This window comes from Zavarzinella sp. (genome assembly GCA_041399155.1).
Lineage (GTDB): Bacteria > Planctomycetota > Planctomycetia > Gemmatales > Gemmataceae > JAWKTI01.
Genome location: JAWKTI010000001.1, coordinates 2,086,866 through 2,113,457 on the forward strand (window position 1 = coordinate 2,086,866; position 26,592 = coordinate 2,113,457).

25 protein-coding genes are annotated in these 26,592 nt (G+C 49.5%); 10 read left to right on the forward strand and 15 right to left on the reverse strand.

Features of this window, described 5'->3' with window-relative positions:
- Positions 1–58: 58 nt before the first annotated feature.
- The 4 genes from R3B84_08635 to R3B84_08650 all read right to left on the reverse strand — a co-directional run bounded on the left by R3B84_08635 (position 59) and on the right by R3B84_08650 (position 3,628).
- Positions 59–424, reverse strand: coding sequence for a hypothetical protein (locus tag R3B84_08635; GenBank protein ID MEZ6140623.1), 366 nt, complete (start codon positions 422–424; stop codon positions 59–61).
- Positions 425–851: 427 nt separating this feature from the next.
- Positions 852–1,991: an amidohydrolase family protein gene (locus R3B84_08640; GenBank protein ID MEZ6140624.1), complete on the reverse strand. Its 1,140-nt coding sequence runs from the start codon at positions 1,989–1,991 to the stop codon at positions 852–854.
- A gap of 3 nt (positions 1,992–1,994) precedes the next feature.
- Positions 1,995–3,182 (reverse strand): class I SAM-dependent rRNA methyltransferase, encoded by a 1,188-nt coding sequence (locus R3B84_08645; GenBank protein ID MEZ6140625.1) that lies wholly within the window; start codon positions 3,180–3,182, stop codon positions 1,995–1,997.
- A complete protein-coding gene (locus R3B84_08650; protein ID MEZ6140626.1) occupies positions 3,179–3,628 on the reverse strand; it encodes a response regulator in 450 nt (149 codons plus the stop codon). Before R3B84_08650 ends, R3B84_08645 begins: the two co-directional genes overlap by 4 nt.
- Positions 3,629–3,727: 99 nt before the next feature.
- Here R3B84_08650 and R3B84_08655 point away from each other — a divergent pair, with 99 nt between their 5' ends.
- The 3 genes from R3B84_08655 to R3B84_08665 are packed head-to-tail and all read left to right on the forward strand — an operon-like array spanning position 3,728 to position 6,972.
- Positions 3,728–4,999: a PQQ-binding-like beta-propeller repeat protein gene (locus R3B84_08655; protein ID MEZ6140627.1), complete on the forward strand. Its 1,272-nt coding sequence runs from the start codon at positions 3,728–3,730 to the stop codon at positions 4,997–4,999.
- Between the two features lie 10 nt (positions 5,000–5,009).
- Positions 5,010–5,936, forward strand: a complete 927-nt coding sequence (locus R3B84_08660) for an amidohydrolase family protein (protein ID MEZ6140628.1) — start codon at positions 5,010–5,012, stop codon at positions 5,934–5,936.
- Positions 5,937–5,991: 55 nt separating this feature from the next.
- The gene (locus tag R3B84_08665; GenBank protein ID MEZ6140629.1) at positions 5,992–6,972 is read left to right on the forward strand and encodes an RluA family pseudouridine synthase; all 981 of its coding nucleotides are present in this window, start codon (positions 5,992–5,994) and stop codon (positions 6,970–6,972) included.
- An 8-nt stretch (positions 6,973–6,980) separates the two neighbouring features.
- Here R3B84_08665 and R3B84_08670 read toward each other — a convergent pair whose 3' ends face one another.
- The 5 genes from R3B84_08670 to purB form a co-directional block, all read right to left on the reverse strand.
- On the reverse strand, positions 6,981–7,376 hold the full coding sequence (locus R3B84_08670; protein ID MEZ6140630.1) for a hypothetical protein: 396 nt from the start codon (positions 7,374–7,376) through the stop codon (positions 6,981–6,983).
- 22 nt (positions 7,377–7,398) lie between these two features.
- Positions 7,399–7,554, reverse strand: coding sequence for a hypothetical protein (locus tag R3B84_08675; GenBank protein ID MEZ6140631.1), 156 nt, complete (start codon positions 7,552–7,554; stop codon positions 7,399–7,401).
- A gap of 316 nt (positions 7,555–7,870) precedes the next feature.
- Positions 7,871–8,461: a hypothetical protein gene (locus tag R3B84_08680; GenBank protein MEZ6140632.1), complete on the reverse strand. Its 591-nt coding sequence runs from the start codon at positions 8,459–8,461 to the stop codon at positions 7,871–7,873.
- 710 nt (positions 8,462–9,171) lie between these two features.
- On the reverse strand, positions 9,172–9,480 hold the full coding sequence (locus tag R3B84_08685) for a hypothetical protein (GenBank protein MEZ6140633.1): 309 nt from the start codon (positions 9,478–9,480) through the stop codon (positions 9,172–9,174).
- A 275-nt stretch (positions 9,481–9,755) separates the two neighbouring features.
- Positions 9,756–11,219 carry an adenylosuccinate lyase gene (gene purB / locus R3B84_08690; protein ID MEZ6140634.1) on the reverse strand — a complete coding sequence of 488 codons (1,464 nt, stop codon included), beginning with the start codon at positions 11,217–11,219 and terminating at the stop codon, positions 9,756–9,758.
- A gap of 118 nt (positions 11,220–11,337) precedes the next feature.
- Here purB and R3B84_08695 point away from each other — a divergent pair, with 118 nt between their 5' ends.
- Positions 11,338–11,760 carry a hypothetical protein gene (locus tag R3B84_08695; protein ID MEZ6140635.1) on the forward strand — a complete coding sequence of 141 codons (423 nt, stop codon included), beginning with the start codon at positions 11,338–11,340 and terminating at the stop codon, positions 11,758–11,760.
- A 19-nt stretch (positions 11,761–11,779) separates the two neighbouring features.
- Here the strand turns inward: R3B84_08695 and R3B84_08700 are convergent, their stop codons facing one another.
- Genes R3B84_08700 through ptsP form a run of 5 tightly spaced genes read right to left on the reverse strand, consistent with a single transcriptional unit; the run spans position 11,780 to position 16,576 of the window.
- Positions 11,780–12,688 (reverse strand): glycosyltransferase 87 family protein, encoded by a 909-nt coding sequence (locus R3B84_08700; protein ID MEZ6140636.1) that lies wholly within the window; start codon positions 12,686–12,688, stop codon positions 11,780–11,782.
- Positions 12,616–12,954 (reverse strand): hypothetical protein, encoded by a 339-nt coding sequence (locus R3B84_08705; protein ID MEZ6140637.1) that lies wholly within the window; start codon positions 12,952–12,954, stop codon positions 12,616–12,618. Before R3B84_08705 ends, R3B84_08700 begins: the two co-directional genes overlap by 73 nt.
- On the reverse strand, positions 12,951–13,946 hold the full coding sequence (locus tag R3B84_08710) for a glycosyltransferase family 2 protein (protein ID MEZ6140638.1): 996 nt from the start codon (positions 13,944–13,946) through the stop codon (positions 12,951–12,953). Before R3B84_08710 ends, R3B84_08705 begins: the two co-directional genes overlap by 4 nt.
- Positions 13,943–14,797, reverse strand: coding sequence for a ChbG/HpnK family deacetylase (locus R3B84_08715; GenBank protein ID MEZ6140639.1), 855 nt, complete (start codon positions 14,795–14,797; stop codon positions 13,943–13,945). Before R3B84_08715 ends, R3B84_08710 begins: the two co-directional genes overlap by 4 nt.
- Before the next feature lie 30 nt (positions 14,798–14,827).
- Complete coding sequence (ptsP, locus tag R3B84_08720; protein MEZ6140640.1) at positions 14,828–16,576, reverse strand: phosphoenolpyruvate--protein phosphotransferase; 1,749 nt, start codon at positions 16,574–16,576, stop codon at positions 14,828–14,830.
- Between the two features lie 36 nt (positions 16,577–16,612).
- Between ptsP and R3B84_08725 the strand changes: the two genes are divergently transcribed.
- From R3B84_08725 to R3B84_08750, 6 genes are read left to right on the forward strand one after another with little or no spacing between them, the layout of a single operon-like run.
- A complete protein-coding gene (locus R3B84_08725; protein MEZ6140641.1) occupies positions 16,613–17,299 on the forward strand; it encodes a 4Fe-4S single cluster domain-containing protein in 687 nt (228 codons plus the stop codon).
- A 33-nt stretch (positions 17,300–17,332) separates the two neighbouring features.
- Positions 17,333–18,418, forward strand: coding sequence for a hypothetical protein (locus R3B84_08730; GenBank protein MEZ6140642.1), 1,086 nt, complete (start codon positions 17,333–17,335; stop codon positions 18,416–18,418).
- 28 nt (positions 18,419–18,446) lie between these two features.
- Positions 18,447–19,016: a hypothetical protein gene (locus R3B84_08735; protein MEZ6140643.1), complete on the forward strand. Its 570-nt coding sequence runs from the start codon at positions 18,447–18,449 to the stop codon at positions 19,014–19,016.
- Between the two features lie 29 nt (positions 19,017–19,045).
- Positions 19,046–21,226 carry an AAA family ATPase gene (locus tag R3B84_08740; GenBank protein ID MEZ6140644.1) on the forward strand — a complete coding sequence of 727 codons (2,181 nt, stop codon included), beginning with the start codon at positions 19,046–19,048 and terminating at the stop codon, positions 21,224–21,226.
- A complete protein-coding gene (locus tag R3B84_08745) occupies positions 21,216–21,467 on the forward strand; it encodes a hypothetical protein (GenBank protein ID MEZ6140645.1) in 252 nt (83 codons plus the stop codon). Before R3B84_08740 ends, R3B84_08745 begins: the two co-directional genes overlap by 11 nt.
- A gap of 31 nt (positions 21,468–21,498) precedes the next feature.
- Positions 21,499–24,849 carry a hypothetical protein gene (locus R3B84_08750; GenBank protein MEZ6140646.1) on the forward strand — a complete coding sequence of 1,117 codons (3,351 nt, stop codon included), beginning with the start codon at positions 21,499–21,501 and terminating at the stop codon, positions 24,847–24,849.
- On the opposite strand, the gene R3B84_08755 is transcribed toward R3B84_08750, so the two are convergent.
- The gene (locus tag R3B84_08755; protein ID MEZ6140647.1) at positions 24,850–26,577 is read right to left on the reverse strand and encodes a hypothetical protein; all 1,728 of its coding nucleotides are present in this window, start codon (positions 26,575–26,577) and stop codon (positions 24,850–24,852) included.
- Positions 26,578–26,592 lie beyond the last annotated feature (15 nt).

A 26,592-nucleotide genomic window follows, 5' to 3' on the forward strand; every position in this document is an offset into this window, starting at 1 on the left:
GGAAAAGCGATTTATGAATGGTGTATTTCGGCTGAAAGCAAAATTACTTCTGGTGATCCTATTCTCGTTCCCAGCATACAAATAATCTATCTTCTGTACAACACATTGCGTCTATAAATGCATCATTATTAAAGTTGGGCATCGTCTGAAAATCACTGAGCAGACTTGAAAAGTCAGCTGATTTTTGTGGCACGAAGATCGTAGATTCGTGGTCCGATATTGCCCAGTAGACATCCTCTAAGAAAGGACCACTTGAAGTGGTTAGAATACCGATCATCTGGATTTTGGTTCGAATCATAATGCAAATGCTTCCATCAGGCAACATCACTTGCAGTTGATCCGCATTGAAAGAGGCAGTTACCTTTTCTTCTGGCATAGATTGCAGAAAGAAAGCGCGAACTCTTTCAATAATTGTATTTTTCATTTACACCGAATAAGGTCGCTAAAGGAAACACCTAGTAATTACATCTCCAGTCACATTTTTGAATAGCAGCAAGGTCACCTTCCGGGCGAAAACGAACAGTAGCCATTAGTTCTTTCTTTCGAATCGACTCTGAAGTTCTTCATGTGAGATAGCGGATTCAGGATTGGCGTTATGCGCAGCGATGCGACGAGACAACTCCTCATGTTGACTTGTAGAAACTGAAATCTCGGTAGTCGCAGGAATTGAATCCCAAAGCTCCTGCACAATCCGCAATCGATCACTTACAGAGAGTGTCGAAAGATCGGAAATCGTTTGCTCAATGTTCATCGTAGTGTCGAAAGTAAAACAACATTTTTATTAGAATACCCATCCGAAGACTTCTTCGCAACAGAATACAGCCGAAAATCGCCCAAATGATTGCACCATCTTACGTGGGCGCTAACAGATAATTCAGATCAAATTGCAGTTGGCTGGTGGGGTCGCAGTCGACGCCGATCACCCCATGCACAAAGCCGTTATCTGTGCCTTCTGCAGCCAATCCAAAAAACTGGCGTGGGTGATCGGTGACCGCGTGGAGCACTTTTCCCAATGGGCAGCGCAGCCTATCCACTAAGTGTCGGACACAGGTGTCCAGAAATACCCCACTGCCCGCCAGATACGGAGTGCCTTGCAACACAATTTTCCCGGTGGGCAGTATTTCCAGATCCACTCCCCATTCGTGGTAAGGCCCAGGTGGTAATCCCGCCAGACTGCTGGCATCGCAGGTCAGCAGCAGCCTCTCCCACCCTTTACAGCGGATCATGCACTGCAGCACCGCATCGGGCAAGTGAAAACCATCAGCGATCACACTACCATAGAGATGATCGCACGCCAATTGCTCCCACAGAAAATTATCGTGGCGGGGCAGCATTGCCGAACATCCATTCCCAAGGTGGGTGCTCATCGTGGCACCCGCATCGACGGAACTTCTTATCTGAGCAGGAGTTGCGGCCGTGTGACCAATCGCAACCACAATATTATTCGCAGTTAATGTGGGAATCATCTCGACGGCACCAGCCACTTCCGGTGCCAGCGTCACCAGGCGAACCAGACCAGGTGCAGCCTCCAGCCAACGCCGCAGTTCCTGTTCATTCACAGGTCGAATATGCTCCTTCGGGTGGGCCCCACGTGGGCCATCTACTGGCGAGAGCCAGGGACCTTCCAGATGCACTCCGGCAATCACCTGCTGAACTGCAGGGATATCAGCCCGAATGGCAGCGATCAGTTGCAGATTCCGCACCATTACTTCGTGGGCACAAGTGACCAAAGTTGCAAAAAACTGCGTAATGCCATGCCTTCGACAATGCCCAACCACCTTCATGATGCCCGCTTCAGAAAGCTCTGGGCTGTTAAAGCTGATCCCCACTGCCCCGTTGATCTGGGGGTCAAACATGCCTGGCATCAGCCAATCGTGGTGGTGGTCGACATCGATATCGTACTGTGCTGCCGAAACGGCAGTCACCTGTTGCTGGAGGAGTTCCAGATCAATCAAATCACCAGTTCGATAATGCTGGCCACGGATTCGCATGGTTTAACCCACTCTGCAGATCACACATTTGAGATATTCTGTTTCCGGGCAACTAAGTGCAATTGGGTGGTCCAGAGCTGCCCCACGTTTTTCGATAATTTGCACGTGCCGCCGTTGCTGGGAAGCAGCTTCCTGAATAATTCGCAGAAATTGCTCCATGTCGAGCAACCCGGAGCAACTGCAAGTGATCAATGTGCCATTTTCCACCAACAACTGCAGTGCGGCCTGATGCAATTTATGATAACCCTTTAATGCTTCGCGAAAAGTCGCCTGATCGCGGGCAAATTTGGGCGGATCAAGCACAATCAGGTCGTATTTTCTGCCTTCTGCCACCCACTGTGGGAGAATTTTCAGCACATCACCTTTCCAGAAACTAGCGTTCGGCAGCGAATTGTGCTGCGCATTTCTGGCAGCGATATCCAAAGCGAGTTGGGAAGTATCCAGAAAGTCAACTTGGCTGGCACCAGCCTTGAGACAATTCAGACCGAAGCCACCTGTATAGCAGCAGGCATCCAGCACTTTTTTCCCAACGGCAAACTGCCGACTGCGGAGACGATTATCCCGCTGATCGTGATAAAAACCGGTTTTCTGTCCTTCTGCCAGATTTACTTCAAAAAAAATGCCGTTTTCAGATATACCAAATCCTTCCGGTGGTAATTCCCCACGGTGCAGGTGGTCGTTCAGTTCCAGCCCTTCTAGCTTCCGAATCCCCTGCTCCGTGCGGACAAAAATCCCTTTGGGTTGCAGGATTTCTTCCAGAATGTCGCAGATTTCTTCCAACCGCATCGCCAATGCCAGCGAAGTCACCTGAACGCAGCAATAATTGGCATATTCATCGACCACGAGGCCAGATAATTGATCCGCTTCGCTGAAAATCAAGCGACATCCACGTGAAGGGTGCCTGACCCCAAGTTGCGTGCGTACAGCAATCGCCTGCTGAATCCGATTCCGCAGCCAGGTGCGGTCCAGAAACTCCTGTTGATCCCATGTATATAACCGAACCGTTATTTTACTTCGGGAGTTATATAATCCACGCGCTATCCAGACCGATTCAGCACTGATCAGGTCCACTGTGTCGCCATCGTTCAAGGTGGGATCGATTTTGGCAATTGCCCCATTAAATACCCACGGGTGGCGGGCAAAAAATGGGAGTGCTTTGCGTGTTTTCAATATCACTTGTGGTGTGCTCAATGCCCACCTGCATCAACAGCTGCAATATATTGCAAAGAGCGTTCCATATCGTTTTGCTGACCAAGAGAGGAAAGCATCGCCTGGATACGGATCAGCAAATCCAGCCGATCAATCGGTTTGGTCAGAAAATCATCGGTGCCCACATCCACCGCACGATCGATGTCGGATTGCTGGTCGAGTGCCGTGACCATGATAATGCCAATTTTTGCCGTGGTGGGGTTACTGCGGATGGCCTTGCAGACTTCAAACCCGCTGAGCTTGGGCATCATCACATCCAGCAGGATAATGTGGGGCTGCCAATCGGCCACCACGTGCAACACCTCTTCGCCGTTGGTGGCGATTCGGTAGTCACATTCGGTATCGGCCAGATAGGCCTCCAGGAGTTCACAGCCCTGACTGTTATCATCAGCGATTAAGATTCTCGCCCCTGAAAAGGTATACTTCATTGTTCCAGATCCTAGTTTTCTTCTATTTTATGGAGAAAGAAATTTGTTGCAGCCGCCATTCCATTCCTGTGGTACGATGTTGAAAATGAGGCAGTGAAGATGAACAAACTATCCCTGACAGTACTATTGTGCGGGTTTTCTGCGAGCCTGGTCTGTGGCCAGACGACAACCACCGACTGGTTGCAATTTCGTGGGCCGGGGCGATTAAATATTTCGCCAGATAAAGGACTTCTGAAAGCCTGGCCGGAAGATGGCCCCAAGCTGGTCTGGAAAGCCACTGGTGTGGGCGAGGGTTTTTCCAGCGTGGCCATGAAAGGCGATACCGTTGTTACCATGGGTGATGCAGACGGTTCCTGCCAGCTTTTTGCCGTTAAGCGATCGGACGGTTCTTCCCTCTGGTCGACTAAAGTAGGCCGTGCTGGCGGTGGTGGTGGCTACCCAGGCCCACGTTGCACCCCATCCATTGACGGTGATTACGTTTACGGGATTGGCCAATATGGCGACCTGGTGTGCGTGCAACTTGCTGATGGCAAAGAAGTCTGGCGTAAAAGCTTCACGAATGATTTTGGCGGCAGGCACGGGGCCTGGCAATTTGCAGAATCGCCATTGGTTGATGGTAATCTGGTCCTTTGCACTCCCGGTGGTCCCGAAGCAACGATGGTTGCACTTGATAAAAAGTCCGGCGAAGTGAAATGGAAAGGTGTTGCCCCCAGCGATGATGCCGCCGGTTATTCGTCGATTGTTCCCTGCACACTGGGTGGGGTGAAGCAGTACATGACACTGACTTCGAAGGGCGTGGTCAGTTTTCATGCCACTTCCGGCAAACTACTGTGGAACTATGGTGCACGCGGTGATCGCTTTGCAGACAATACCGCCAACATTCCCACACCGATTCCAATGAAAGAACAGGTCTTTGCAGTCGCAGGTTACGACCGTGGTGGTGCCCTCCTGACCATTCGCAACAACCGAGGCATGATGAACGCCACCGAAGTGTATTGGTCGAACAAATTGAAGAACAAGCACGGTGGGGTGATTCTGGTGGGCAATTTCATCTATGGCGACAGCGACGACAGTGGTCGGATCTGGTGTGCAGATGTGAAAACAGGCACCATCCGCTGGACCAGAAAAGATGACATCCGCGCAAGCGGTTCTGCATCCATGACTTACGCTGATGGCTTGCTCTTTGTCCGCTGGCAGAATGGTTATGTGGGTCTGGTTTCAGCAAATCCTGCAAAATACCAATTGATCAGTTCGTTTAAATTACCAAATGGTGATGGCAATTGCTGGGCCCACCCCGTGGTAATTGGTGGGAAAATGTATCTTCGAGAAAAAGATACCATCTGGTGTTACCAGGTTTCTGCTAAAAAGTGAGTTTTTCTTCATGATTCAGGTCAATCGACGTCACTTTCTGGCCACACTGGCTGCCACGGCAGCAAGCAGTAATTGCTTGCCCGGTAATGAGTTACAGAAAATTGATGTGCACACACACTTCTACGATCCCACTCGTTCTGAAGGTGTTGATTGGCCCAACCCAAAAGATCAATTGCTGTACAAGCCCTATCTGCCAGCAGATTTTACCAAAGTAGCCGCACCACATCAGGTAGCACAAACGGTGGTGGTGGAAGCTTCACCACGGATCGATGATAATTTCTGGTTGCTGAAACTGGCTGAAAAAAACTCTAATATTTTGTCAATCGTTGGAAGATTACCCGTGGGTGGGGAGCAATTTACCGCACCGCTGCAGAAATTGAAGAACCAGCCAAAGTTTGTGGGCATTCGCCAGAACGCTGGCGAAATTAAACGGGTGTGGGAAACCAGATTGGCGAAGCAGCACCTGCTGTTGCTGATTGACCACCAGATCAGCCTGGATCTGAATGGTGGGCTGGATTGCCTGCACATGGCAAAAGAACTGGGCACGATATTCCCAAAATTAAGAATCATCGTCAACCACGTGGGCAATGTACGGATCGATGGCAAATCCCCACCGGCAGACTGGGTGAAAGCAATTGATGGTTTGACCGATCTGCCCAATGTCGCCTGTAAAATTTCCGCGTTAGTGGAAGGCAGTGGAAAATCTGATGGCACAGCACCAACGGAGATGAAGTATTACCACGGCGTAATCTCCCACGTGGTGGACCGTTTTGGTGAAAATCGCATCATGTTCGGCAGCAACTGGCCGGTCTGTTTACGCTTTGCCAGTTACAAAACAGTTCACAATATCGTAGATCAATTCATGCAGGGACAGTGCGAGCGATGTCAGGCACTGTTCTTCCGCGAAAACGCACTGAAGTGGTATCAAAAACCATAAGATGCCAAAATGGTTATATAATCATTTTGCAATATTATTAACTGTTGTTCCAAGAATGTCTGAATTCCTTATCGAACCCTTTACCATTACTTCTGAAAACACAGGCCGCACGTTGGCCTGGTGGGTGCGGCACTATTTGCCAACCAATTCCTGGTCGCAAGTGCGAAAACTGATTGAGCAACGCCATGTCAAAATCTCTGGCAGTGTCTGCATGGACCACGCCAGGCGAGTGAAAACAGGGGAAACAGTTGAAATGTTGGCACGCCCTGCCCCCACCATTCGTGGGGAAAGCCCCAAAAACCTGACAATCAGACATCTGGACGACCATCTAGTCGTGATTGAAAAGGCCAGTGGCATCAACACGGTGCGTCACCCAGCCGAACTTCAATGGGGGGAAGAGCGTCGGAAACTGGCCCCCACGTTGCAGGATATTACGCAGTGGGCAATTGCCGAGGAACTGGGCCGGGATGCCAAATCGCTTCCCCCACTGCGGATTGTGCAGCGTTTAGACAAAGATACCAGTGGGCTCGTTGTTTTCGCACGATCTGTGCTGGCAGAACGCCTCCTTGGGAAACAATTTCACCGCCACACCGTCAAACGGCTTTACTGGACAGTGGTTAATGGACGGTTTTTGCCACAAACGATCAGCAGTTGGCTGGTGCGTGATCGCGGTGATGGTCGACGTGGCAGCGGACTGGAAGGTGTCGGCAAACAGGCAATCACCCACGTGACGGTGCTTGAGAAACTGCCCCAACATACGGTATTACAATGTAAACTGGAAACAGGCCGCACGCACCAAATTCGGATTCACCTTTCGGAATCTGGCCACCCGGTCTGTGGGGAGAAAGTATACAATCGCACCGTCGATGGTCGCGAACTTGCTGATCCCAGCAATGCCCCACGGTTAGCCCTGCACGCACTTGAACTGGGCTTTCAGCACCCCGAAAGCGGGGAACAAATCGGCTGGAAAATGGATTTACCGAAAGATTTGCAGGGATTTCTCGAACGGATACGTGGAAAAGAAAACACAAATTAGAACTGTTGTTAAATTATTAGGGCAAGTACGTGGTGTTCCTCATCCCGCACAATCATGCACAGCGAAACTTTTGCAAGTGCGGTTTCTGAAGCAGGGATTTTCGTAACAAGGGCGTCTCGCCCATGTCTTTCAGCGGGCTGCATGTCAGGACCTGCATTGCCCTGAGCATCTGATTGCCCACCTGTACGGTATCCAGCCGAATACGCACTGCCCCATTTCTGGTGAAAACGCTGAAAATTGGCTGCCAGCAATGCTGGTGTGTCCAGCCCCAAGCACTGGAACGTGCGGTTGCCAAAATGGTGAATATACACATCTTTGGCCACCAGCAATTGAAAACCAGCTTGCAACGCCCGCACACTCCAATCATCATCCTCAAAAAAACCGGTGCCAAACTGTTCATCCATAGCACCGATCTGCTGCACCACATCACGCCTCACCGCCAGGCAAAAACCTTTTCACCGTTTCACGTTTAGTGCCTGCTGGCTGTGCTGCTTCTGTATCTGCATCGCAAAAAAACGGCAGTTCTTCCAGTTGCTGGTAGCCAGTTGCCAATTGCTGTGAGGGTGCGGTTTCGTTGCTCATCGGACCCACCATGCCCACAATGTGCAGTACCATCTATGCAATTTTGTGAGCCGACGGTGATAGCCGCGGTAAAACTTGAGACGGTTGTGACAACAAACGTCTTTCCCGCGCAGGCGGGAATCCAGTTCAGCTTGTTAGTAGCCGCAGGTTGTTTTACTTCCCTAGCCCGCAGCACCAACAAGGGAATTTCTATCGTTCCGAATCATAAGTGAACTGACGGCGTATGCCGCGGGTTTACTTTCATGTTTTCGTATCTTTATAGTCCGAAGCGTGAGCAAGAGTTCTTCTCGCTCAAAACCCTTGCTCACGCTTCGGGCTATGAAGAAATTTGCAGACAGGCTTCAGTGTAGTGCCACTGATTATGGCAGGGGATCAGAATACTGGTTAATTCCGCACCAGTTCGTTCTACATCAGCGAACCAGGATTCCACAGGCAATTGCTCGGGGTGGGCTGCTTGCAACACTTTCCGTTCTTCGGCAAAACAGCGGGCTTCGATCCGCATTCCAATATCGTGCAACACCTGATAATATGCCCAGGCCACTTGCTGATCACAGGGCATTTCTGCAACAGCCATCTGCAAATATTCACGGGCAGCATGCAGATGACCTGCACGAGCCAGGGCACAACCCAAGGCGCTTTGCTCTCTGCCGATTCCGGCAGATACCGCACCGCCACGTAATAATGATGCAGTTCGCCAGTCATTTCGGCGAGCATGGTGTGGGTCCGCCAGTGCAGCAACTGCATCTTTCGTGTGATGTCTGTTTCTGGGTTCAATTTCTTTGCTCCTACTTACGATAGAACGGTCATTCTGATCACCAACTATCGCGCAGATTGAAATCGATGCAAGAAGTTGCCAATTGAATGGGCATTTCTCAAAACAATTCAATGGCCTATTCTCGTTCACCACGGATGCATCCTTCGGCCAGCAACAGATATGCAAAAGGTTGATCAGACCTGTTATTACGTATAATAATCATGGCACTCATAAAGCCAATATTAGAAAAATTAGAAATTTAAATATTGAATCATATGCTTACTAAAATCGTGTATCGAAATACGTGTTTAAGAATGCATGAAGCATAGTGCCATTGCTAAGAATTAGTTTTTTTTTGCATAAGACTATTCAAGCCATTCTGAATCGGCAACTCCTGGAATGTCACTAAAAGTCTGTCGTTCCCATGTCCAAGTAGAATCGGATGCCAATGATTCTGACACATCAGAGAGAAGCAATAAACATCCTAAGCCATTCTCAAAAATACTAATGCAAGATAATTTGTCTAAAAATTTGGCAACTACAAGCAAACATTGCTTTGCAAAGTCAATATTTCTATAGTGTATATTTATGCTGGGCTTGCAATCTGCAAGAAGTTTCTTATAAGAATCAGTAGGTTTATCCCATAATAACATCTCTTCTATAATCTCTAATGAGTCATTGTCAAATTGAACGAGAAAATAGTCGCGGCCTAGAGTTTGAGCGCAAAAAAGAAAATGGAAAGCCCGGAGGCAATTCATACGTGCAAAGATAATTGATGCACAATGTAATCCAATAGAGAATTATATTCACATTTATCAGGCAAAAAAACCGTTACTATCGGAGCGCCCATGGATGTATCACCTTTATTTAACCAAATCAATTAAATCATCTATGCTATTTGTTGCAACTTGATTTCCCTTGTCTATGTTGTTGATAATATCAGTAGAATTTTCGTGAGTTTCAACTATGTAGCCAATCACAGTTCTGCCAGTTGCCTTCTGTGTATCTTCTAGCTGCCTCGTCATTTTCTTTGCACCGCCTAGGTTTTTTACTTGAATAATGATTCCATTTTCAAGTTCGATGTCTACTTCTCTAAGTGGTATACCAATATTATGATTGACATCCTTAATTTTAACGCCATAACCTTCAAGAAGTGTAACAGTATCAGCCAAGCCATGCTCAACCGATTGCCGAAGACATCGTACGTGTAATCGATACGTACCAACAGGGTACCATCGGTAGACCGCTGCTCTACCCGAACAAGATGGTTATTGTGGCCATATTCGTAGGTCCAGGTTTCAGCACTGCTTCCCAGCGATTTTTTTGTGCGATTGCCGGAATCATCGTAGCTGTAAGTCCAGGTACCATCGGTAGTGATCTGATTGGCGAACCCATAGCATAACCGCCATTATCGCGGTTTCCGGTTTCATCGTAAGTAAACGTGCCTCTAAACCTTCAGAATTCCCTTTTGATCCAGCAGATCGTGGTAGCGGAGACGAATGGGGGCGACTTCCTGTAACAAAAATTCTTCAACCTGTTCCGCAGAACGCCCCACAAATCGGCTGGGCTGCATCTCCGCATCAATATTGATCCCCTGAAAATGCTTATCTTTCTTTAATAACTCCACCAAAAAGGCGCTGGTCATTTCGCCCGTTTTGATTCCTGCGGTTACCTGGTGGCTGAATTGGCGGATAATTTCATGGATTTCCTGCCGGTCCTCTCCCTTTGCTACTGCTGCCATCATCACGTTTTCGGTCATCATGTATGGCAGATATTCCATGAGGTTGCGGTGGATGATCTCTTTGTTGACCACCAGGCCGGATGAAATGTTCAAGGCAATCTGCAGACAGGCATCTGCAGCCAGAAAAGCCTGGGGTAGATAAACCCGGCGTGCCGCACTGTCATCCAGGGTGCGTTCAAACCACTGCGTTGCTGTGGTATTGGCAGCCATCGCGGGAAAGCCCATCAACACCCTGCTCAGGCTGCAAATTCTCTCGGCCCGCATTGGGTTCCGCTTGTAAGCCATTGCCGAAGAGCCAATCTGGTCCTGCTCAAACGGCTCATCAATTTCCTGTTTGTGGGCCAGTAATCGCAGGTCATTGCCCCACTTATGCAGGCTTTGGCCAATTCCAGACAGCGAATCGAGAACCATCGAATCGAATTTTCGAGTATAAGTCTGGCCGGAAATGATCGTTTTCTTTTCAAAGCCCGCTTTTTGTGTCACCAGTTCATCGAGTTGACGCACCTTGCCGTGGTCGCCCTGAAACAGTGCCAGAAAGCTCGCCTGAGTGCCCGTGGTGCCTTTCACTCCACGGAATGTCAAGGTGGCTATCCGATGTTCCAGTTCGTGTAAGTCCAGCACCAAATCGCTGATCCAGAGGCAGCACCGTTTCCCCACAGTGGTAAGCTGGGCTGGCTGAAAGTGGGTAAACCCGAGCGTCGGCTCGGACTTCCACTTTTCCGCAAATACGGAAAGCTGGTGAATGACTGCCGCCAGTTTCCCCGCCAGGTCAATCATCGATTCTTTCAACAGAATCAGATCGGTGTTGTCGGTAACGTAACAGGAAGTTGCCCCCAGGTGGATAACATCCTTTGCAATTGGGCAGCAGTCACCAAAAGTATGCACGTGGGCCATCACATCGTGCCGGAATTTTCTTTCGTAACTGGCTGCAACGGAAAACTGAATATCATCCAGATGTTCCCGCATTGCCTGAAGCTGGTCCCCGGAGATTCGTGGGGTAACACCATCGTCTTTCATCAGGCCAAGTTCGGCTTCAGCTTCCGCAAGATAGAGCCACAGGCGACGCCATGTTGAAAACTTGCGTTGAGCCCCCCACCGTTCGGCCATGGTGCGGGAAGCATATCTACCAATGAGAGGATTCTCATAAACCAAATCGCGTTCTGTTGTCATCCGTTTTCTTTAACCTAATTTTGAAAAAACTGGTTGAATTCGAGCTGCTGCCGGCAACGATTCATCTCAGCCGCCCGATTGCTGCAATACGTAAATATCTCAGGATAGTTACAGCAGGTTGGAAATTCTATTTATTTCTTCCTTTACCCAGCTTCCCACCAACAGGAACCGTGGGGGAATTACGATACTGTTCGTGGATGCTGGCCGCACTACGGTGGTCAGTGCGTTCAGGAGGAAACAAATGATTCGTCGCTTGATTGTCGGCATGTTCCTGGTTGGCAGCCTTTTTGTGATGTCACCAGCAAAATCACTGGCAGCAGAACCACAACTACCACGTGGTTACTATTATCCGTACGTGTATTTTCCACACAACTATTGGCCTTCGTACAGCCCACAGTACCCGGAACCTAAGGGTGCTCCTTACATGCGTCCACCCGCATACATGGCCTACCCTGCATTCAAAGAGCCAAACTGGCACCATATGCTGTGGATGCCCCACAAGTACTACCGTGGCAATCACTTCTGGCTGGATCAGTTCTAAAAGATTGTCTGGTAAAGATTTACGTTGAATGAGGTGGCCGATTCTCCTGCCCAGCCACTGCCACTTTTTGCTGCCTGAAATACCAGATCAGCCATATTCCTAAAGCAATTGCCCCATAGGGCTGTGGGTTCACCACTCGCACGTGGTACGAAATGTCTTTCGGGAACCACTGCCCTATCAGCATGGCCAGCAATAATCCATAGCCCAGATAAGCCAGAAAGCGGTTATTGCCTCCTGTCGTCGCCCCGATCAGAACTGCCCAGGCGGCAGGAATGGCCAGCAACATGTATGTGGCGGATTCTGTCGCCGGCCCAAAAAGGGTGCACCATAACAGGCTGCTGAACAGAGCAAATTGCCCCACTGTTCGCTCCGAACGTGGTGTGAAAACCAGCCCACGCCATTTCAGGCAGATCGCCGCAAGTACCATTCCTGCAAGCACTTCCATGATTCGGTACGTGCGGATCGACGTGGGCAACCCCCAAGTCATTAAAATTTTCTGAAAATCGCGGTATCCCCGATCGATACTTTGCATCGTGCGGTCTTCGGAGGCCAGCTTTTCGAACCAGAGCAAATATTGCTGCCAACTATAGTCCCACTTTAAAAACAGTGGCAGAAAAAACAGAACAGCACTGGCAATGAGCAAACGTAACAGCAATTGGCGTGGGTAAATGATCAGAAGTAACAAGCCAAGCGAGATGGGGTAGACTTTGAAGGCCACGGCCAGTGCCAATGACCAGGCAGCCCACCAGAAGTTGCCCCGCAGAGCCCCACACACAGCACCTGTCATCAACAGAAAAACGTACGGATTGACCTGACCGTTCTTGATATTTGGTGCGATCAACGGCAGGCTCAGGATCAGCACGTGCCACCATGGGATACCCGGAAAGATATCCTGCCACCAGCGACAACTAATGATGACTGCACCCACGAGGCACCCACGCCAGAGAATTCCCCCAGCCACGGTGGCAACCAATGCCACGGACCCAGGAGTGCCGCAACGAAGGGACTGTAGCGATATTGGTCGTGCGTTTCTGGAAAGTCTCCATACAACGGCTGCTCATGCCAGAAATGCTCACCTGCGCTGGCAAAAGTGATGTACAACTTCCCCTGCTTGCGTGGCAGCAAACTATGCGCGCTGACAATCAGCCACAACAGTAGCCACAAGCCCAGGGCATGCTTCACCGTGAACTTCATCGGGCATCGCTGGTTGTGGAAACCTGATAGATGGTGGCAGCAGACTGATGCCGCACCATATACACAGGACGTGCCAGGGTTTCTTCATGAATACGTGCCAGATATTCGCTGAAAGCAAAGAGACAAACCCAGAATCCAAAGGCAGTGGCATGCCCACCGATGATGGCTGCATAGATCCAACTGGGTATCGAACTGCTGGCCAGGGCTGCAATCATGCTGCCCACAAAACTAACACCAAGGCAGATCAACGCAAAAATGAGAGCCAAATGAATAGGCAAGCGTGAAAACGAAAGTAAGCCATCGCGGGCGAGCAACAACATCGACAATAATCGATACTTCGACTTTCCCGCTGCACGTGGGGGTGCGTTAAATGGAATTTCTTTCTTTTCAAACCCCAGCCACTGGACCATGCCACGCAGAAAACGCTGTTTTTCGGGTAGCGCCTGCAATGCAGTGAGCGCCCGCCTGGAAAGCAACCGGAAATCCGACACCCCCGGGCGTATATCAAGCCCGCTGATGCTGCGGAGCATTTTCATAAATAGAAACGAAGTGCCTCGCTTGAACCAGCCCAGGGAATGGTGGTTGGAGCGTATCGTCACTACTACATCAAATCCTTCCCGCCATGCCTGACACAGTTGTGGAATGACCGTAGGTGGGTGCTGCATGTCACAATCCATGCTGATGACGGCATCGCCGGTTGCCGCATCCATCCCAGCACAAAGGGCCGCCTGGTGGCCGAAATTTCTGGAAAGCGACACATAACGCACCCGAGCATCCAGGTGCGACCAACCCATCATCAATGCCAGTGTGTGGTCTTTCGAGCCATCATCCACATAGACAATTTCCCACCGAAAGTGGGGCTGGTTTTCAATAACCTGTACCAACGCCTGGTGAAAAATTGGCAGCACACTGGCTTCATTAAAGGCAGGCACAACGATGCTGACAGATGGCAGGTGCTTCGGTTCAACCGTGGTGCGGTTCCATGCATTCATTGCATTTCAGTGGGTAGTACTATTTGGTAGCCAAGTTCACCAATTAATCGTCGCAAATGCATATCAAGCAAGAGTTTACGCTCGCCTTCCCTACGAATCAGTTCGCCGGTACTGCAATCGCGACCGATCAACGATTCGTCACGATACCCGGGATGGCAGCAAATTTCCAGTCGAGTTGCTGTTGAAGCTGTCTTCACCCACCTGATGAGAAAATCAGGATCTGCAACCCACTTGGGATCGGTAACACCCACCAGGGCATTGTTTTGTGGGTTTCCAGACCACTGAGAAATGAATAATCGATGAGAAATAGACAATATTGCCCGCTTGATGCTGGCACCCTGGATTCGGCAAAGTGTTTTTGGTGATTCGACCACGTTTCGAACGTATGTACTTTTAGGCAATGAACTTACAATTTGATGCCAGACTTTGCTTACTGGTGGAAAGATCCCACAGTGCTGGTGACAATTGACCAATTGTGGCAGGTGACCGGTTAATTCCTGAAAACGCTGTAACTGTGCCTGCCATTCCGCTTCCACTTCAGTGGCACGAATTTTTCCCAACACAATCCGCTGCAAAAACTGCTTGAGTGGGTAAAAATTGCCATCTTTCGCCACCAAACTCGGCACTAATTGTGGATCTGATATCGGGCGATCCGAAGTCAAAGTAGGGTGCCAGCCCAACTCTGCGTTTGGTTGGCTCAGTTGCCAATCTCGCACCGCCTGTGGAGCATATGGGGAATTCACCATTAAAACAGTGCCCTGGAGATGACCTGAATTCGCCAGTTCCAGAATGGCACGCGAAGTTTCTGGCCCGAAGCCATAATCATCCGCAACAATGGTGAGTTTTTTCACGGCACGAATAGATAATTAATTTGATATATTTTAGAATGTTTCGAGATCAGCCACTTCGGGACTCAAGCGGTGCAAAGCACGTTTCAAATAGGTCCGCACCTCGTCTGCTGTTTGTAATCGCAACGCTTTTTGGGCAATTCTGCGTGCATCAACCGTTGTCACAGAACGGACAACTTCCTTGATGACTTGAATGAAGGCTGGCCCCATGCTGAATCGACGTAAACCCATACCAAGTAAGGGTAAAACGTAACCAGGTCGGCCAGCCATTTCCCCACAGACTGTGACTGGTTTGTTGGCCTGGATTGCCGCACGGATCACACGATGGATGACCCGCAATGATGCGGGGTGGCACGGATCGCACAGGTGGGCTACTTTGGGATTGTCTCGATCGGCAGCCATCGTGTACTGAATGAGATCGTTGGAGCCAATGCTGACAAAATCCACTTCTTTCAGAATGTGATCGATGCACATCACCGCTGCCGGCACTTCAATCATTACCCCCAGGGGTAAGTTGGAACCAAAGGGCTTTTTTTCGCGATAAAGCGACATCCTTGCCGAATCGACAAGCCTTTTCAATTTCCTAACTTCCTCAATGGTGCTGATCATTGGAAACATCAGGCTGACATGGCCGCGTGTGGCAGCACGCAGGACCGCACGGATCTGCATTTCAAAAAACTCCGGATGTTCCGAAGCCATACGAATACTGCGGTACCCGAGAAAGGGATTCGATTCCATGTGGTGGGGAAGATATGTGACCTGCTTATCCCCGCCAAGATCTAATGTCCGTACAATTATTCTCTTTTGTGGGCTGGCATCGATAATCTGGGAATAGCGGGCCACCTGTTCGTCTTCAGAGGGTGCTGCCTGCTGACTTAGAAACACATATTCTGTGCGAAACAGGCCCACCCCTTCAGCACCGGCAGCCAGTGCAGCTACAGCATCCGATACGACATTGACATTTGCCAACAGTTCCACATGTTCGCCATCTCTCGTAACGGATGGCAAGTCGCGATTTTCTGCAAGTGCATGCCTTAAACTAACAAACTCACGCTGAATTTTCCGATAGGCAGTTTCAATTTCTGCCCCCGGATTAATCATGACGATGCCTTCTCGCCCATCCACAATGACCAGATCACCTGAAGAAATCTGCTTCATAATGTTGGTCAGGCCAGTCACAGCGGGTATTCCATGCCCACGGGCCAGCACTGCCGCGTGGCTGGTGGTGCCACCCGTTTCGGTAATGATCCCCGCAATCGGAAAGCGGTCGAACATCACCGTCTGCGACGGCCGAATTTCAGGTGCCACCAGAATCACAGGTTCACCTGATGCCATGTAATCTTCGTTTTCCTTGTAAGTCAGGTGAGAAATAATCTGGTCAATCACATCGTTAATGTCTGCCAGGCGTTCCCGCAGGTAATCGTCGGGAATCGCGCTAAATAAGGTGCGATATTCTTCGAGAGTGCGGTCGAGTGCGGCGATCGCATTGACCTGATCGCGAATGATAATCCCTTTGACCTTCGATACCAGAGCGGGGTCATTGAGCAACAAACGGTGGGCCTGAAAGATTGCAGCTTCATTTTCACCGATATCCTTTCGAACACGCTCAATCGTTGCGGTAAGTTCCGTATTAACCACATCGCAAGCCGCATCAAAGCGTCTGACTTCGGCTGAAAGTGCCGCAGAATCGATGATATCCGGATTTTTGCGGGCAAGGTGCGGGTCAATCCGCATCGCACGTGCCACGCCAATACCGGGTGAAATGGGGATCCCACGAATCATAGGGTTCTCTTCCTGCGAACAGAAATTCAGGCCTTCATGTCATTGATAGTAACTTTTCAGACCGAATTGTTCCAAGAAAAAAGCTATAATGGCATGATGAACGCGATTGATGACGCTGTGGTGGCACAAATTGTGCCCTGTACGCAGGCAGAAGGACCTGGAAAGCGGTTTGCGTTGTGGTTTCAAGGCTGCCCGTTTCGGTGCGTGGGGTGCTGCAATCCAGAATTCCTGTCCACCCAGGGTGGCACGAAAATGGCAATAGGCGAATTGTGTAATCAGATTGTTCGTGCCCACGAAGAACTGGGAATTGAAGGGATCACGCTGTTAGGTGGGGAGCCATTTTTTCAAGCGGGTGCGGCACTGCAAATAGCAAAGTTCAGCCAGGAACGTGGTCTGACGGTGATGATTTTCACTGGAAATACCTTACAGGAAATAAAAACTCGGAAGAACACAGAAGAGATCGCATTATTACAATATTGCGATATTCTGGTAGACGGTTTGTATGATGCCACCCAGCCCGACACGGAACGCAGGTGGATTGGATCCAAAAATCAACAGATCCATTTTTTCACTGACCGATATTCTTCTACTGATGATTACTGGAAGGAACGCAATACCCTGGAACTGCGTGTGGTGGGGCAGGAAATCACCATTAATGGTTTTCCCGCCCCCGAGTGGAAGCCAGTGTGGCGAAAAATAAAACCTATTGCACCCAAAAATTAATTTAATTTCATTAATTTAGCCAAGATTGCTGCCATGACTTCTGCAGAAACGGAACCAGTACAAGTCACACGATTTGAAGCAAACGTGTTACGCATCATCCGGTTTTGTGTTCAGCAACTGCCCACAGCAATTGGGGTACAACTGCTGAATGGCAGCCACCCACATCAGGAATGCATGAGCAAGGCCGCCATCGCTTTAGTGAAAGATCACCTGTGCAAAGGAGTGGTGCTCAACCTAACCCGTAGTGGGGCATGGATTCGTGATCGTTTCTGGCATGGGCAAAAGGCAGTTTTTGGCCGATTGTGGGAACGGCGAAAGATTGAAGAAATCAAACTTTCGTTCACAGAAGACTCTCTGGAGTTTCTGTTCTGGCTGAATACCAATTCGCTGCGGGCACAAACAACCAGTTGGTATTCAGAACATTTTCCCCAATCGAATGGAGATTATCTGCTGGTTTTTCTCGCCTATCGGGCAATCCGAGCGGATCATGAATTGCGCCAGGTCTGCTCACAACTGAAATTATTTCAGGAACATGCCTTAGTGCGGTTGTTTTACCCCACAGATTTTGCACGGATCAAAGCCCCACCGGCACCTGATTATTCGTTGCTTTTCCAGCCCCACCTGATCTTTCTGCTGGAAGTTTACCAAAGCGAGCTTTCACAGCAATGGTTAAAAATGGAGCACCAGAAGAGCAAAACAACCGACTGGGAACAGTATCTGCGTGATTCTGAGATTCAGCAGACTACGTTGGGCGAATTTCTCGCACAAGTGGAACGAACCAACCGCAAGGACCTGTGTCGTTTCTTTTCCAGTATGCTCTCAACGATTTTTGGCAACGGCGAGATGAGCCTTAACTTCTGGACAGGCAATCTGCAAGCTGGTGGCCCCACCCGAATTGCAGATCGCCTGCAAACGATGCGGGCAGGTTTGGGTACAATATCTCAGGTGCAACAGCTACAGAAGTGGTATTTCCATGCCAGAGATACTAGTTTTATGGATGAAGATTACGAAATCAGTCGACTTTGGTTGAATGAGTGGGAGCGTTTCCAATTGGGTACAATCGCCAAGACAGTCCAGAGATTACGGCAGGAAATGGAACCTTTTCAATCGAATTCGTGATCAAACGACTAACAGCAGGAGAAATTTCATGAGCAGAGCATATCGAATTCGAGTGAAAGAAAGCATCTCTCTTGATGTGGATGCCAGCGACGAAATCTGTTCTGATCTGGAAATTCTGGAAATTCTGCCCGCAGAAACCATGTCCGATCTGCTGGCGAAAGAACTCAGCCAACGTGGGTATGTCGAAGAAGAAGGCAATCTGACAAAAAAAGTTGGCTCAGTAGTGGTCACTGTTGACCCACTTCAGGGAACCGTTTCGGTGCGTAATGAAAGCTCCGAACATGTTGATCTGCAAGTAGAGACTTCAGGAACCGCCTACGATGATGTGGGGCCGGCTGCAGAAAAAATTCGAGAAGGATTACAAAAGGCCGCCAAAGAAGAGCTGGAACGCAAGAAAGCGAACAAACAAGAAAAGTTGCAGCGAGAAGTGAGTCAGCAACTGGAAGGTGCCTTGGCCGACGTTCGAAAAGAATTGAACGAGGCAATTAACGCCATCACACGCGAAGCCCTGAAACAGAAGGCAGCCCAAATGGGTGCTATTAAAGAAATGTCCGAAGATCCTGCTGCAGGCACGCTGACAATCAAGGTTGAGGTCTAGTCTCGCGGAATTTTCGCCGCACCAAAATTATGAGTTTACACGTACCAGAATCCAGCCTGCCGCTGGAACTGACCATTGAACAATCAGTCGAAGCCGCCTGCGCTGCTGAATTAGCCGTGGTGTCAGATAAATTACAACGTGGGCTTCCCTGCCTGATCGAGTGTGATAAAGACCTGGCTCCTTACCTGTTTATGAATCTGCGTAACCGCTTGCGGGAACAGCAGATACGTTGCACTTATCTGGATGGTCGACAACGTGCTGGTGATGCCGGCCAGATGCCGATGGGTGTCATGGGCACGATGATCACCCAGTTACGAGATGCTGTGCGAGGCAGTACAGAACAAACCGATGCTCAGGGTAATGCCCTGCGTACCGTTCTGGTGCTGCCCCACCTGGACTTGTTAACCACCAGTCAGGGTGGGTTGACAGGTGAAGCTCGGGAAGTGATTGTGCTGCTCTATGAAAACCCTCTCATCATGTTTCTGGGGTTCAAGGACCCAAGCTTCCCATTGCCGAAAGTCATTGAAAACCTCTTCCCCTACCGCACCAGTTTCCTGGGATTGCCCCGCAATCAGTTGGTGCGGATGGTTACCCAACGCGAAAGCAGGAAATTTGGCAAAAACTTCAACCCGTGGGGCCTGTATAAGTACGTTTCCGGGGTGAATCCTGTCCGTTTACGGCGATTACTGTCTACTTTGGACGGGGAAGATTACCCAGCCGATCCAACATTGGCCTACAAAAAGCTACGACAATCAACATTAACAGGCACACTGGAAATCCCTAACATCGACCTACAATCGGAAATCGGTGGATATCGACAGGTTAAGAAAAGATTACTGGATGAGATTATTGGTATATTGCGCAAGCGTGATGAAGCATCGACTGAAGCGGAAATTAAAAGATACGAAGAATTGATCCCACGTGGGATGATTTTCTGGGGCCCACCCGGAACGGGAAAAACCTTTTTTGCCAAAGCGGTTGCTGCTGCCATCGGTGCGGCGATTACTGTTGTTTCCGGCCCGGAACTGAAATCAAAATGGGTGGGCGAGTCAGAGGAAAATCTCCGGCAGATTTTTTACAAGGCACGCCAGTCGGCACCGTCCATCATTGTATTTGATGAACTGGACTCGTTCGCCACCGCACGTGGTACGTATAGCGGCAGTGGCGTGGAACATTCCATGGTTAACCAGTTGCTGACCGAAATGGATGGATTCCAGTCGGAAGAGCTGGTTTTTGTGATTGGCACCACCAACTTTGTGGAAAGCCTCGACCCAGCACTGCTCCGTCCGGGGCGGTTTGAGTTTCACCTGCACATCCCCTACCCTGATGATGATGATCGGCGGGATATTCTGCAGATTTACAACCGAAAAATGCACTTGGAAATGACCGATGCCGTGGTTGATTATGCGGTCAAACGAACTAGCGATTTCGTGATCGGTGCGGCTGCGGGCACTCGCTACAGTGGCGACCATCTGAATGCACTTTGCCGTTCGATCGCCCGCCTTCGACTGAAAAATAACCTGACAGCACCAACCAGCACTGCGGATGTTGAAACGGCACTGACCGAGTGGCTGGATCGCCCCAAAATGACTCCGAAAGAAGAGTTTGTCCTGGCCACCCACGAGGCAGGTCATGCCATTGTCTCGCTGCATTGTCCACTGGCACCCGCGATTGAACGGATCACCATCGCCAGTGAAATGCATTGGTCATTCGGCTATGTCCGCCATTCCGATCCCGCCCACAAATACATTCAAACAATTGGATTTTACCTGGATATGATCTGCGTGGCACTGGGTGCACGGGAAGCGGAACGGCTGCTGCTGGATGATCTCTCTTTGGGTGCAACGGGTGATTTGCAATCCGCCACGATGATCGCCCGTGAATTGGTAGAAGTTCACGGCTATGGAGGGGGTGATGATTTATTGCAGTACCGTCGCCTGGATAAAGGGGATCGGTTCAGCAATTTATCGGCCAAAGTTCTTGAAGAACTCGATTTGCGAGTTCGGGATGTCGTCGAAAAACAACGTCTTCGTGCCCAACAGATTATCCACGAAAATCGTCAGTTAGTAGAAACTCTGCGGGATTTGCTGCTGCAACATAAAACAATTGATGCCAGAACTTTTGCAGAACTGGCACCTGAGAAAGCGAAAGGAATCTCGACCACAACCATTACGGCAGCCCCACCAGCAATGAGGATAAATGATGGCTGAAATAACCATCCGGTTACGTCAAGACCCGGAAACAGGGAAGCACGATATTCTGATTGATCTGCGGTCGGATGATGATGCCCTGCCCCACGAACATGAACAGCAACACCGTGAAGTAGTAGAAAAACTACTGGGCAAAGAGAACGTTGGGAAAGTAATTATCGAGCGACAGGCAGAAAGAACAGCCTTGCCTGAAAATCCTCAGACAGAAGCAGAACGCCATGCACTGCAGCAGGGCGAATAATCTTTATTCATCAGCAAGACTCCCAAGAATTATGATCATTACGTTTCCTAACTTAAATACGTTGGAGCAATGCCTGCGAACTGGTGCCATCCCGGAAGAAATCGTGGTCGCCCCAGTCAAGTATCTGTTCGAAAACGAAATCGTTCTTGTTGAACCTTCGAGCTGGTCGCGGGCAAAGAACGTAACTGATGCACTTGCTGATCTGGGCGTGGTTGCGAACGCGGGAAAATTGTCTTCGAGTGCTGCACAACATCCTAATTGGCTGCACCTGGTGCCACTGAAAAAAAATCCAAAAGCAGATAGCCAGCCACTGAAGGAGATCATTTTTCAACTAGCTCCCACGGAATCGACCGCAATTGTGCAGGAACTGCTTCGGCTGGGCAACGACCGCATCAGTTACTGGCAAACCTCTGTGGGAGAAAACAACTATGTGTATCTGAGGGTGATTGAGCCACCGTATTACACAGTATTACGGGCGATCGATGCCCCACCTACTCAATCGGTGCGTGCGTATCTCCCACAAAAAACGGGAATCTGGGTGCAATACGGCTACCGTCACCCATTTGCAGATCAGTTGGTGGCCCCCGAAAGTGAAGAAATACTCATTTCCAGTACTGGTGATTGGTTCCGAATCTTTCCTCAGCAATTTGCCGATATTTACCAGATTCTGGATATTCGGATCGCCAATTCCAGCACCACCTGGACCCCACAAACGTGGGATGAACCAATTCAGGTACCACTGAAACTGGTTGCGGGCAATGCTGCCGATTCATCGGAACTACATGTCATCGAAAATGATGCCATTGATCAACTGGATGCATTTGTGCGTGAAGCCACGCATGGCATTCTGGAACAGTTCTCCTTTGCTGTGATTGAACAAAACCCTACCACGTGGGTAGTGATTCGGGCACGCAACCAAAAAGCAACAAAAATCCCACTCCAGTTTAAGCACGCGCACCAGTACAAACCCTTCTGGAAGATTCCTAATTTATTTATCCCCACCGCAAAACGGATTTTGCCCCAGTTACGACGCGAAACAGTGCGGCAACTGCTCGCACCGAATCCGGAACAGATTATCTGGCTGCGGGAAGAAACTGATGGCGATTTCATTCCTAACTCTTTGCCAGATAAAGCTTTTCGCCCACTGTCGGAGTGGGTGGACTACATTATTCACCACGACCGAGTGGCACTGGCTCATTGGCTGGGTGCAGCCGAATTTCGATTTGATAAGTACATTTGCGATGAAGACGACCCGATCAATCCATCTCGCAAGAAAAATCAGCCTATGGAAAAACCGAAACAACCACCACCTCAAAATAACCTGGAGGCGTTCGGTAGCAGAAAAAAACTTTCTTATACACACAAACCAATTCAAACAGAAAATGTCGGAACAATCGATCTGGCAACACCTTCGGTCGATTTGCTGCGGGAAGAATTGTTACAGTTGGAACAGGAATTCCGCGAATTAACCTGCTCCATTGATGATCCGATCCGCACCAATATGTGGGTCAAAATGGCGGGTTTGCACCACGCGATGCAGGATGAACTTGGATGTCGACAGTGCTGGATGCAGGCTTTCTGGTGGACGCCGGAGGCAATTTCAGAACACCGCGAAGATTATTTCCAGCATTTAGCGGGTATGCGTGCATCACATTTCACCCAAGAAGCATTGAAAAAAACACTCGACACTCGCGCTACTAGCACGTTGCTGGCGACAATTGTCTACTATTTTAGTAATCAATCACCCCCGCAATGGGTTTGGCAACTGCTTGGCGAACTCGGTCAGGCGATTCTGGCCCTGGAGCCCCACCTGGGGATCAAAGAAGCCTGGATCAGTCAGTGGTTACTGGCACATGGCCACCCGGATCAGATTGATACGCTTTCAATCGTTCGCACTCGCGATCGGATCCTCAGTCGGCTTCTTGAAAATGGGTTGAACATCGAGCGGGATTTCCCGCGGTTGTATCGCTTTAACAACAATGAAGAATCCCAGCGTCAACGCACCATTATTTCCAGAATCAGTGAATTGTTTTCGCGTATCGAACAGTGGCACGAGGCAGAAGATACGCACGCAAATTATCCGTATCTCCAATACTCACTGGCATTTACAGAGTTTTATCTTTCGGAAGAAAACGCAGCGATCCATCGACTTCAGAAGACCAAAGAATACCTGGAACATGCTCCGAATCATTCAGAACCGGTGCACCAGTGGTTTCAGGAAGCATTTCAGTATCGCATTCAGCAAGCCAGAGAAAAACGCCCACACCGTGGGAATTTTTCAGAAGCAATTAATGCCAAAGCCCAGGCCAACAGCTCCGATTCCATGTTTGAATTCACGATCAAACGGTTTTGTGAAGTATCGTGGGTGCTGATGCCCGACGAATCTCTGGACGCTTACAGTAAACAACTAGCTGTGGGGAGCCCGCTTTACAACTCTTTACTACCACTTGGTACGATGCGCGATGGTGAAAAGCTGGCAGCAGCGTGGTCGGCAATCTGGCTGGCACCTGTCAATAACACTCCCCACGCCCGGCTGACGATTTTGAAAATCGGCCTGCAGTATGCCAGTCGTGCAGGCCTCGATTTTGTTCACCAGCTACTACACTATGTGCCAGAAACCACGGCGAACGCCAGGAATAACCGGGCAAGTATCTCAAATTATGATCCTGAAGCCGACCGTTGGCAGATTTACCACCTGAGTATGGTTCTGGCAAATAATTACGAACTGCACGATTGGGAACAATCGTTGCTGAAAATGTTGGTCGATGAAGCAAGAGCACTTACTGGTAATTCACTTGCTGACAATGTGATGAAACTGGTGAAATCTGGTATGGGAACAAGACATCGTAAATCGCTGTTCAAAAAACTCGATCAATTTTTTGCAGAGGTTACTGCAAAAATATGTAGGAATGCTCCTTTCTCACGCCTCTCTGAAACAGTGGGGTCAGATTGGCTGGTCGCACTGGCTGCATTACTCAGAATCAAACAGGCCCAACTGCAGTACGATCCAGGTGAATTGCCAAAAGAACTGTTTGAATTAGCAATGTCGGTGGTTGTGCAGTCTCCTGCAGAAAATGCAGCACTCCACTCAAAACATTATCTCGATGTACTTACTGCATTTATTGGAGCCATTGGGCAATTGCCTGCACAGCAATCGATTGAATTATTGAATCAGCTTTTTCAGAAACTGCCAAAACTTCCAAACCGTTTCAGTACGAATAAGTACTTTTCGCGGGTGCACGTTGTCATTGTGGAAGAAGTACTGCGAGCACTCGTCAATGATCAATTCACGCTGGGTGAAGCAACGCAGCAAATGCTCAATGAAGAGGAAGCCCTTGTCAGGAAACGGATTCACCGCGACATGCACTCGATTCTACGATGATCACTTCCCGGGGGTAATTTCCAGAATTTTCACACGAGCAGCACTGCCACTGGCAGGTACCACGGTGCGAAGATCGTGTTTCCCCACATTCCCTGCATGATCGCTGGCTTCCATCCTTAAATGAAGGGTACCTGTTACTTCACTGGGCATAGTCCAGCGATATAGTCCCACATTCTTGTGTCCTTGCACAATCACCTTCCACGGACCTTCCGGGTGGGTGGCGTAGTACAGATTAATCGAATTAATCACCAGATTTTTGTCTGATGCTGTCCACACAATTAACATGGTTCCATCATCCGAACCAGTGCCCAACGTGGGCTGCAGAAGGTTCACTGTAGGCAGTGTGGTATCCACTTCGATCACGCAATCAGCCTCTTCTCCAGGTTCTGGTGGCTTGCTGCCGGAGCCTGGTCGAATCCGAATGCCGTAAATGCCATCTCCTGGGAGCACCAGTTTCGCTGGCGACACTCCACCTGATTCATCCCGAAGTGGGATCCAGGTACGACCATTATCTTTGGTGGCCCAGAAATCAACGCGTGCTGCCACGCGTACCACCCCTTCCGGCTGGTAATGGATGGTACACTTTGCCGAGTTCAGAATCGTATGGCTGGGGCGTTTTTCGGTACTCATCGAAACCGGCGTCGGGCGTGGCTCGGGTGGGGAGATAATATCTTTTGGCAGTCCACCGGGTGCAGCTGGCTGTTTGATGATATCACCCATGGAAGGAACCGCTGGCACGTCAGGTGGGGACATTGGTTTTTGCGTAACCGTGCTTCCAGGAGTGTTGCCTACACCTGGAATCTTTGGAATTTCTGGCATTCTCAGATCGAAGCCTGCGGGTTTTACTTCTGGATCTGCTTTGCCGAACGGTGGGGATTCCGGCATTGTTGGCAGCCCACCGACGACTGGTTTAGAAACTTCGGGAACTTTCATATTCTCCGGCAGAGATGGAATCACTGGCACGCTGGGTGCTGAGTCCGTCCTTCGCACCGTATTAGTGGTTCCAGGGAACATGGAAACATCGGGTTTCCCCTGTGCCACCGGAAATGAATTGCCCGCCTGGGGTGCCATCGAAGCGGTGGGATCGGCCAGATCGAAAATCCGCTTCGTTTGCTGGCCAGCGTGATCTTTCACACTTACGCGGATCTGACTTTCCAGCACACTGTTGTTCGGCAATTTGAACAACGTGGGTGAATCAACGCTCAATGGCTGCAATGGAACCCAACGGTCTGCGGAAGCAGCATACTCCACAACCAACGAAGACCAGTTGGTTGCAAGATCTTTGACAATGCATTCGAGATAGCTTTCGCCTCGGTTGGTGATTGGCTTCAAGCCCACTTCAGGTGGCATCGTATCGACAATCACCCGCATGTGGGGCTGGGCTTGATTCAAATTTTCCGGTGAAGCTTTCCCCTGCTGATCAATCATCACAAAAGTGATGTAATATTCGCCATCAGCAGCAACCTGGTGCTCGAACACCAACTTCTCTTTACTTGTCAATTGTTGTACTTTCGCCCAATTGCTGCCCGATTGCTTGACATACATCTGCACTTCTTTGACAGATTGTGCCAGTGCTGGTGGCAGATCAACTGGCAACTTCAGCAGGGTAAGTGGTGTGTACACCGGCTGCATCATTGCTTTTTCTTCAGCAGGCAAGTGGTTTACGGAAACTGCAAACGGCATGCCCAGCAATGCACACAACAAAGATCGGAATAAGATCGTCTTCACGATCGCCCCCTACAT